This window comes from Bradyrhizobium sp. Kon56 (assembly GCF_055807635.1).
The window spans coordinates 68,952-77,507 of record NZ_JBVVOU010000029.1 but is presented as its reverse complement, the minus strand read 5'-3'; the positions used below and the strand labels follow the sequence as shown (position 1 = coordinate 77,507).

Sequence of the window (8,556 nt, the reverse complement as noted above, 5' to 3'; positions counted from 1 at the left end):
TTGTGCCTCTTCCTGATCCAGCTATCGCATACGCTTGCCTGTCCGCTCCCGCTCAATTCGGCTTCTTAACGGACGACGAAATAGTCCTGCATGTCCGTTCGGGCGGGGGCTGCGGCGCAGGCGTATAGAGGTCGATAACGGCAAGACACGGCCCCTGTTTGGGAGTGAAGGTTGTGCCGAAGGACTCACGCCTGCCGTCCGATTCAGCCGTTCGTGCGAGTCTTGATCAAGGAAGCCGGCATGAATGTACGGTATCGGATCGAACTCAGCCAAGCTTAGCGCACCGAGGTCAAGACGTTGCTCAGCAGCGGCAAGCATGCATCCCGCAAGCTCGAGCGCGCGCAGATTTTTTGCTGGCCGCCGCCTATGCCGGGCCACCGAGGAGAGATCGCTAGGGCGTTGGCGTGGGCGGCCCGCCCGTGTACCGGACCAAATGACGCTTCGCTGGAAGCACACTGGAGCGGACGGTGAGCAAGGAGCCCCCCTCCAAGCGGAGCGCAAACTCACCGGCAAGGAAGAACAATGCTGGTGGACCGCCTGTGCACGCCCAAGGGCCGCGCCGGCTGGAAGCTTAAGCTGCTGGGACGTGAGATGGTCAAGCTCACCCAAGCACAAAAGCCCGTCCCACGAGACGGTTAGGCGGCGCCTGGCCGAATGGCCTCGAGCCCTGCCGCAAGGACATCTGCTGCATTCCGGAGCTCGATGGCGAATACGTGGCCCGCATGGATGACGACTCGATCTCTATGCCGAGCGCCCGATCCCGGGCGGCCGGTGGTGTGCTTCGACGAAGCCCCCTCGCAACTCGTTGGCGAGACGTCTCAGCCATCTCGGCCGAGCCCGGCCGGCTCGAACGTTACGATTACGAGTATCGTCACAACTGCGCGGTCAATCTCTCCGTTCAAGTTGAGTTGCAACGGCCTTGGCGGAAGGTCAAAGTCACCCGAGTGGCGCCCGCCCAAGCCAGCCGGATCTTTGCGACGGCTCGATTCCACTTCCCCCAAGTACGCAAGTTGGCTCAACATAGTCGGGATCGAGATTGGCGCCCTGTGGGTCAGTGCCTCAATCGCAGGATCGACGCTCCTAAACGACCGCGCCACCGCCGCAACGCGCGTGGCAGGCCTCGCGCACGGCGTGAGCACGTCCTCTTATGGTTTGCGGCGCACGACGAACGCGCCGAGCCTAGCAATTTCATTTCCATGGTAAGGCTTCTTCCGAGCTTTGCGAGCCGAACGGGCGCGCGCGCCCTCGCCGAGCTCGGAGCTAGAATAAGGCTAAGGCGTCAACTTGCGAATCCAGGCGTGAAGCGCGCCGATGATCATTTCGTCGCAATGACGGAAGGTGAGAAATCCCGCAGGCGCATTCAGATAGCACGCCCCATCGACGCCCACGAGATAAGGATCCTCGCCGCCCTGTTCGCTCGCCGAGTTCACGCGACCTCAAATCGGCGGGTAGATGGCGGCTGCCACTTAGTGAGCAGAACTCGACGATTTTTTTTGAACTTAAAGCGTTCCTTGTTGGCTGATTAAAATCAGTTCGAACCGAGGTTATGTCCGAAAGCGACGATTGGATGGTCGAGGGCACGGACTACAGCCGCATGGCCGTAATGGCTATCGTGGGCTTCCATCTGTAACAAGCAGAGTGGGATATCCATGTTCGTCAATACTGGCCAGCTGGCGGATCGGAATATCTTTCTCGAGACCGCATCATGACGAACACCGATTTTTATTTCGCGGGCTCGCCACGGTGACACCCTACTAACAGTTAGAGCTGTGGAGGACGCTCAGGATTGGTATCGACGAGAATTCGATGGGGTGCTGGGACGCTGCCTCAAGATGCCCAATGGAAAGCCCTGACATGCCGGAACTGAAAGTGCAGCCTTCCGAAGCGCCGCCGCCGTCGCACCTGTTCTATCTCTCCAGCCTGCGCCGGCCGCTCGTCGACCGTGCCGACGGTATCTATTTCTGGACCAGGGACGGGCGCCGCTTCATTGATGGGTCGAGCGGACCGATGGTTGCCAACATCGGCCATTCCAACCGCAACGTGCTCAACGCCATGAAGCGGCAGATGGACAAGAGCACTTTCGCTTACCGGCTGCATTTCGAGAACGAGCCGGCGGAAGAATTGGCGCGGGAATTGGCGCGCAAACTTCCCGAGGGCTTGGACCGCATCTTCTTCGTGTCCGGCGGCTCGGAAGCGACCGAATCCTGCATCAAGCTTGCTCGGCAGTGGGCTGTCGCCACCGGCCAGCCCAAGCGCTGGAAAGTGATCACCCGTTTCCCGTCCTATCATGGCGCCACGCTTGGCTCGCTTTCCGTCACCGGTGATGATGCACTCGCCGAAAGTTTTGCACCGATCATGCGGGTGATGCCCACGGTGCCGGCGCCGACCGCCTGGCGGGACCGCGATGATCTTTCGATGGAACAGCGCGGGCTGCGCTATGCCGAACTACTCGAGGAGAAGATCCTCGCCGAAGGCCCGGAAAGCGTGCTGGCTTTCATCATGGAACCGGTCGGCGGTGCCGCTACGGCAGCCCTGGTCGCGCCCGACAGCTACTATCTGCGCATCCGCGAGATCTGCGACCGCTTCGGCATCCTGCTCATCCATGATGAGGTGATTAGCGGCGCCGGTCGCACTGGTAAATTTCTCGGCGGTGACCACTGGAACTGCAGGCCCGACATTGTCGCACTGTCGAAAGGACTTGGCTCAGGCTACGCGCCGCTCGGCGCGCTGGCCGTGCCGATGCGACTGGTCGAGCCGCTGCTTGCCTCCGGCGGTTTCCAGCACAGCCACACTTATGCCGGCAATCCGCTTGCCTGTGCGGCGGGTGTTGCCGTGCTCGACGAGATGGACAGGCTTGACCTCATCGCCAACGCCGCCGCGATGGGCGATGTGCTGATTAGCGAATTGAAGGCGTTGCAAAAGCGCTTCCCCTTTATCGCCGATGTGCGCGGCAAGGGCCTGCTTCTCGGCGCCGAAATGGTCGCCGATCCGGAAACGCTGAGACCGATCGACCCAGCCCGCAATGGGACGCAGCGTCTGCTCGATCTCGCTTATGCGCGCGGCCTGATCATTTATGGTCGGAGGGTCAAGGGTGGCGTTGATGGCGACAATTTCATGGTGGCGCCGCCGATGATCATCACGCGAGAGCAGATCGGCGAGATGATAGCCATCATCGCCGATTCACTGGAGGCACTTGCCGCCGAACTCGGCCTGCCTGTCGAAGGCTGAGGGGAAGAGACAGCGCGTGGATCATCACCTGCACCGTCACCGGTCGGTGCATACGCCACCGATGTCGCCGCATCCGCCGGTAACAGCGGACCAGATCGCGACCGAGATCATCGGCGCTACGAAAGCCAGCGCTTCAATCCTGATCTGCACATCTGCGCCCCGAACGGCCGATGACTAACGGCCGATCCCGACGTTTTTCAGTTCCTGCGGCGTTATCAGCCGAACGACGGAGGCTCATCGCTGACCGCAAACAGGGATTTTGGTACCCCCCTTGCGGGTTCGGCCCGAAATTTGCTGGCTCGATATCGGCCCGGTAAATTTCGCGCTCTCCCGATCTTCGACCGGCCCGCGAATGGCAGCTGACGGCTCGACGCAACGCGGGACGCGGCCTTGAAGAACTCCGCTAAATATCATGGAGAAGCTCGGAAACGTTCCGGCACGCGCTTCGAAACGAATGCTACGATGTCGGCCATCTCTGCTCGATGGCACATTTGCACGATCGGAGCCTAATATCCGCGCCCGGTGCTCCTTCAGTCCGTCCTCAGCATCCTCGGCTAATCGCGACACGTTCTCGCCGTCTCCCTGCATGCCGATGCAGTGCGGTTCTATTCCCTTTTCTGGGCCACGGCGACGAGCGCGGCGAAGGCCCCGGCCCGCTTCAACACCTGTCGCCGACACAAGTCCTACACGTGGCATTTCTGAAAGCTCTCGCAACAGCCTTGCAGTACCTTCACGCCCGAAACGCTCGGTCTCGATGGCTTCGAGGGCGATCCGTCTGGCTGCCTGTCGATGACGACATTTGGCTACTCGCGTATCGGCGAAGCTATCGCCGGGCTCGGCTTACGTGCGATAATCGTGCAGGAAGGCCGCATCTTTGCGGCGAGTCGGTGATAACCTCACCACCCTCCTGACCGGCTTTGGCGGCAAGCAGCCCTAGCTATTGGTTGGTCCGGGGCAATCCTTTTGTCATGAGGAATGGTGACTGTTCTGCCCGCGTCATGAGGTAGCGAGCTTATCCTCACAGGATTGTTTCCCATGATCCCACCCACGACTGCTAGCGTGCTGCCGCGGCGTTTCCCGCTGCGATGAAGCCGGATTTTGCACTCGTAAGGAAAGCGGGCGCCTTTCACTTAATTGGCGTGCGGTTGCTGCGCGAGTGCGAACGCCCTACCGGAGTCATGACCCTTGCTCGTCCACTTGCAGCCATCGCATCAATTCACGCCGCCGTGCTGACATTACTGCAGAGGCGTCTCGTTTGGTCCAATCGTAGATGCCTTTGCCGCTGGGAACTCCGCAATGCCCATCATGGACCAAAGCGGCGACTTTTTCAGATGGTTCAGACGAATTGTCGAGCCACGGTACCAGAAAGCGAGCAAAATGATACATCGTGTCAAGACCGGCTAGATCCGCTGATTCGATTGGTCCGGTCACAGCAAGCCGTCGTCCGATCGAATGCCGGACCACCGAGTCGATCGCATCGGCCGAAGCAACACCCGCGGCCCAAAGCGCCCAAGCCTCACGAAGTGCCGCAAACTGGATGCGATTGCCGATGAATCCAGGCACTTCGCGATCGATCAGGACGGGCGCCTTTCCGATAGCGCTAAGAAGCGTGCATGTATGCTCGATCACTGCCTTGGTCGTGGCATCGCTGCCACAAACCTCAACAAGCGGAAGCAGTTGGGGCGGATACCAAAAATGCGCGGCGATAACCCGCTCCTTATGTGCGACGCATTGGTGCACAGCGCTTGCCGGATGGCCGCTGGCGGTCGCAAGTATGGTATCAGAACGACAAATCTCGTCGAGTTTGGAAAATATGTCGAGCTTGAGCTCCATGTCCTCCGGAACGGCTTCGACGACGAATTCCGCCGCTGCCGCTGATTGCAACTCGGTTGAAGTTCGAATCTTCGCGATCGCGGCTTTCGCGGATGAAACGCTCAACACCTTAGCCTCGACAAATTCGTTGAGGCTCGCTCCGATCCGCTGGAGTGCGCTCTCGAGACTGTCCTGGCTGCGACCAATGAGACAGACCTGCCAACCCGCCTTCGCGAACACCTCAGCGATTCCGTGTCCGATCACCCCGTTGCCGATAACAGCTATGCTCCCAACATCAGAAGTCTTCATTGACAGCCTCCTCCGTCCAACGATTGATACGAACTACTTTACGCGTTCTTGAGCGCTATCGCGATGCCTTGCCCAACGGCGATGAAGATGGTTGGGCAGGCGCGCCGTCTCTTGGTGAGTGAGACTTCAAGGGCGACGGTTCCAGCAACGCGTGCACCGGACGTCCCGAGCGGATGACCGATCGCGCCACTATCGGGGTTACAAAATCCGCGTCCATCCGAATACTGATTTGCAAACAGGGTACGCGGCGAAGGCTTCATTGAGCTCGACTACCCGAAGTCGGCGGGTTTGATAGCAAGCCGCGCACACAGCTTCCTCGTTGACGATTCCGACGCGGCAGCCATAATAGAGGCGCGACGCTGATGACGCCAAGAACTCGCGCGATCGGATTGAGATTATCTCGTTTGACCGCTGCCCTCTGATGCCACGAGCAGCGCTGCCCCTCCATCATTGACGCCAGACGTGTTGCCCGGAGTCACAGTACCGCAAGGTCAGCGTCCTGGCCAAGGGCGAGCAAGGCCAGCCACGCGAAGGGATTCTGTCGTCCCAACGGCACTGCTGTATCGCCTCCTTCGTCGTGCGGTCGCGGTCCTTACCGACGTCAGCACGCTCGCCCTGATGCCGGAGAGAGGAAAGCTTCATCAATCTCCCGATCCAGGCACAACCTTCGCGACGCCGCGCCTACCGACCAAAATGGAGGCTTCCGATCGGCTGCGACTGAGAATTTTACTTCGGCACATCTGGGGAATTTTCAATTGGAGTTGACACCCGGCATGATAGCATTCGTAATTCGGCGGCCGTGGACTTGAGGCGTTCAAGAAACTCCGGGACCGCCCGCGAGCGTACACGCTCAGCTGGGCCTGTGAGCCCCAAGGCGTAGATCGGCGGTGTTTCCGGTAAAGAAAGCACCGGACAGGCAAGCGTGTAAAAGCCTTGAATGTGTTCCCCGTTCTCGACGGCGTAGCCCTGCTTCCGAATCTTCGCAAGTTCACGCTCAAGATCCTGGCGATTGCTGATCGTCCTATCCGTCAACTTGGGGAGTTCGGTATCCAGAATCGCCTGGCGCAACCGGGGGTGCTGCATTGCCGTCAGAACCTTCCCTGAAGCAGTCGCATGGGGAGGCAGCACATGCCCGGGTGCGACATAAACCCCGACACTTGCGTCCGGCGACTCCATCACTACGGAGTGGACGGACGAGCCGGACAGACGAGCGACGAAGCAGGTTTCACCGGTTTGTTCGGCCAATGCCTTAAGCCGGCGCTTGCTTGCGCCAACTATCCAAGATGTGTCGGATTCCAAAATCCGACGGAGTCTCCCCCCAAGCTTGAACTCGCCCCCCCGCCCGCTGCTGGCGACCAGATCACTGCTTTCCAGAGCGTTTACAAGCCGATTGACCGTCGTCTTTGGGAGGTCCAGCACAGCCTCGATCTCGCGGCCGGTAAGCCCATCGAGCGACCCGGCGATCGCTTCCAAAACCTGTGTATAACGCTCCAACGGGCCTGATTTATGCTTCGGAGTCTTCTTGGTTTTCATGGCGGTTCTGCATCTGCGGCATCTTCGGAATTGCCAATATACACATCAAAGTTTCGGAAAGCGGACCTACGGCCTGCGTGCCGGCAGTTGCGACAATTCGGTGCTTTGCGCTCGCCAGGAACGCAGGGCTAGCGACGGCGTCCGCAGAGATCGACCGGCCGCAGTGATCACTGAATGATGTCCGGCCGTACCCTTCGCGCGCGGCACCTCTACTGCCGGCTTAATCCGCCGCTTCGACGCTGTCGCTCGCCACGAGGGCAGCTGCGAAATCCACATAGCATGTCACCTCACGAACACAACGGGCGCGCCATGTCGCAAACAAGCTGAATAGCCGACACCCTCGCCTTCCTACCCCCTCGCTGTGCAGGATCTAGGCCAGCGAAAGAGATGTAGCATGTGCGCGATTTGTTTCTTGGGCGACGTCGTCTTCGTAACAAAGCGGAGGATTTTCAACAATTCCGAGCTTGTGAGGCCGAATACAGACGCATGCTGCTGTGGCATTTGGCGAACAGCTGGACGTTCTTTTGCGAATTGGTTGGGTTCTTGCTCCAGTCTCCTGCAGCCCGGCAATGAAGCAACGACGTTGGGCTATTTACTGTATGACCCGAGACTGCGAGGTAGTCGTTCAATAGTGTCGGAGAGGCGCAGCGGCTCGGTTACCTGTGCTCCGTTTCCTTTGCCAACGGGTCACCGGAGGCGGTCGCCCGCCCCGTTTTCCACAGAACGCCGCGTGCCGATTTCCGTACCGACGCTCTTCGACAATGGGTTCACGGCACTGCAAGCGCCTGCAGCTCCCGAGACGGGAGGCGCAGTTTAGGCTTCAGCAACGGTGTCCGTTCTTTTGACTTGGCTGAAGCGGTCTCAATTGAGGAGCCGGCCGTCCCAGCTGCGGCTGCGCAACATTCCAGTCACGCTCGACGTTTCGATAAACTTATACGAGAGTCCGCAGATTTCCGGCGACGCCGCAATAGTCATAGTGGCCGCGCGGACGAGGTTGATTTCGCCGGCCTGGTCACTGATCTTGTAATGCCGTATTCGCCGCATCAGCTCCTGAGACATAAGGCTGCGCTTAGCCGAGATTCTCGGTGCGCATCCCAACCTTCAGGCTGCCTTTTTGGTTTCGCGTGTCGTATTGCGTCAGCCCCAGCAAGTAGATTGTTTCCGGGCGGTTTCTGCCGCGTTTGCCCGCGTGCCTTTGCGCGAACCGACCAAACTCGTCGGCCTTGAGCTTCATGATCTTCGCCGACCCGTTTTGGCGGTAGTCTTTCCAGGTAAGTGCCTGCGCAAGGATCGAGACACGCTGCTGGCTTTCTACGACTTCCCGGCCGAGCATGGAAACACCTGCGCACGACCACCACCATCGAAAGCACCTTCGCTACCGTGCGCCACCGCACGATCCGATCGGGGCTGCCTATCCAACAAGACCGCGCTCGCGATGGTCTTGAAACTGGCCGAGGACGCCCAGAAAAACTGGCGCCGTCTCGATGGCCACAACCAGTTGCCAAAACTCATTCTCGGTGTGACATTCAACAACCGGATCGAGGTCATCGCCAAGCCGATCGACCGTCAGCCCCAAACCGCCGCCGCCTGACCGGACCGGCCGTCACCAAAATTGGCGATAGCTCATATTGGACATTGATGTGCTCGATGCGGACGACGTACTGTGCCTCAGGG

7 protein-coding genes and 1 pseudogene are annotated in these 8,556 nt (G+C 59.6%); 2 read left to right on the top strand and 6 right to left on the bottom strand.

The features are described from left to right. Nucleotides 1-1,271 precede the first annotated feature (1,271 nt). A complete protein-coding gene (locus AC0L3B_RS31760) occupies nt 1,272-1,430 on the bottom strand; it encodes a hypothetical protein (RefSeq protein ID WP_473381652.1) in 159 nt (52 codons plus the stop codon). Nucleotides 1,431-1,854: 424 nt separating this feature from the next. Here AC0L3B_RS31760 and AC0L3B_RS31755 point away from each other — a divergent pair, with 424 nt between their 5' ends. Continuing rightward, entirely contained in the window at nt 1,855-3,228 is a 1,374-nt protein-coding gene (locus tag AC0L3B_RS31755) for an aminotransferase family protein (RefSeq protein ID WP_473381651.1), read from the top strand. A 1,176-nt stretch (nt 3,229-4,404) separates the two neighbouring features. Here the strand turns inward: AC0L3B_RS31755 and AC0L3B_RS31750 are convergent. The 5 genes from AC0L3B_RS31750 to AC0L3B_RS31730 form a co-directional block, all read right to left on the bottom strand. After that, the gene (locus AC0L3B_RS31750; RefSeq protein WP_473381650.1) at nt 4,405-5,349 is read right to left on the bottom strand and encodes a 3-hydroxyacyl-CoA dehydrogenase family protein; all 945 of its coding nucleotides are present in this window, start codon (nt 5,347-5,349) and stop codon (nt 4,405-4,407) included. Between the two features lie 38 nt (nt 5,350-5,387). Beyond that, nucleotides 5,388-5,609 carry a hypothetical protein gene (locus AC0L3B_RS31745; RefSeq protein ID WP_473381649.1) on the bottom strand — a complete coding sequence of 74 codons (222 nt, stop codon included), beginning with the start codon at nt 5,607-5,609 and terminating at the stop codon, nt 5,388-5,390. Nucleotides 5,610-5,744: 135 nt separating this feature from the next. Further along, the gene (locus tag AC0L3B_RS31740; RefSeq protein ID WP_473381656.1) at nt 5,745-5,828 is read right to left on the bottom strand and encodes a hypothetical protein; all 84 of its coding nucleotides are present in this window, start codon (nt 5,826-5,828) and stop codon (nt 5,745-5,747) included. Nucleotides 5,829-6,075: 247 nt separating this feature from the next. Then, entirely contained in the window at nt 6,076-6,882 is an 807-nt protein-coding gene (locus tag AC0L3B_RS31735; protein WP_473367949.1) for an IclR family transcriptional regulator, read from the bottom strand. A 1,069-nt stretch (nt 6,883-7,951) separates the two neighbouring features. Further along, on the bottom strand, nt 7,952-8,116 hold the full coding sequence (locus tag AC0L3B_RS31730) for a hypothetical protein (protein WP_473367948.1): 165 nt from the start codon (nt 8,114-8,116) through the stop codon (nt 7,952-7,954). A gap of 42 nt (nt 8,117-8,158) precedes the next feature. Between AC0L3B_RS31730 and AC0L3B_RS31725 the strand changes: the two are divergent. Next, nucleotides 8,159-8,473, top strand: a pseudogene (locus tag AC0L3B_RS31725) (transposase); the annotation flags it as partial. Between the last annotated feature and the right edge of the window lie 83 nt (nt 8,474-8,556).

Coding starts and splice junctions, on each gene's coding strand:
- AC0L3B_RS31755 (WP_473381651.1), top strand. CDS start 1,855: ATGCCGGAACTGAAAGTGCAGCCTTCCGAAGCGCCGCCGCCGTCGCAC.
- AC0L3B_RS31750 (WP_473381650.1), bottom strand. CDS start 5,349: ATGAAGACTTCTGATGTTGGGAGCATAGCTGTTATCGGCAACGGGGTG.
- AC0L3B_RS31745 (WP_473381649.1), bottom strand. CDS start 5,609: ATGAAGCCTTCGCCGCGTACCCTGTTTGCAAATCAGTATTCGGATGGA.
- AC0L3B_RS31735 (WP_473367949.1), bottom strand. CDS start 6,882: ATGAAAACCAAGAAGACTCCGAAGCATAAATCAGGCCCGTTGGAGCGT.
- AC0L3B_RS31730 (WP_473367948.1), bottom strand. CDS start 8,116: ATGAAGCTCAAGGCCGACGAGTTTGGTCGGTTCGCGCAAAGGCACGCG.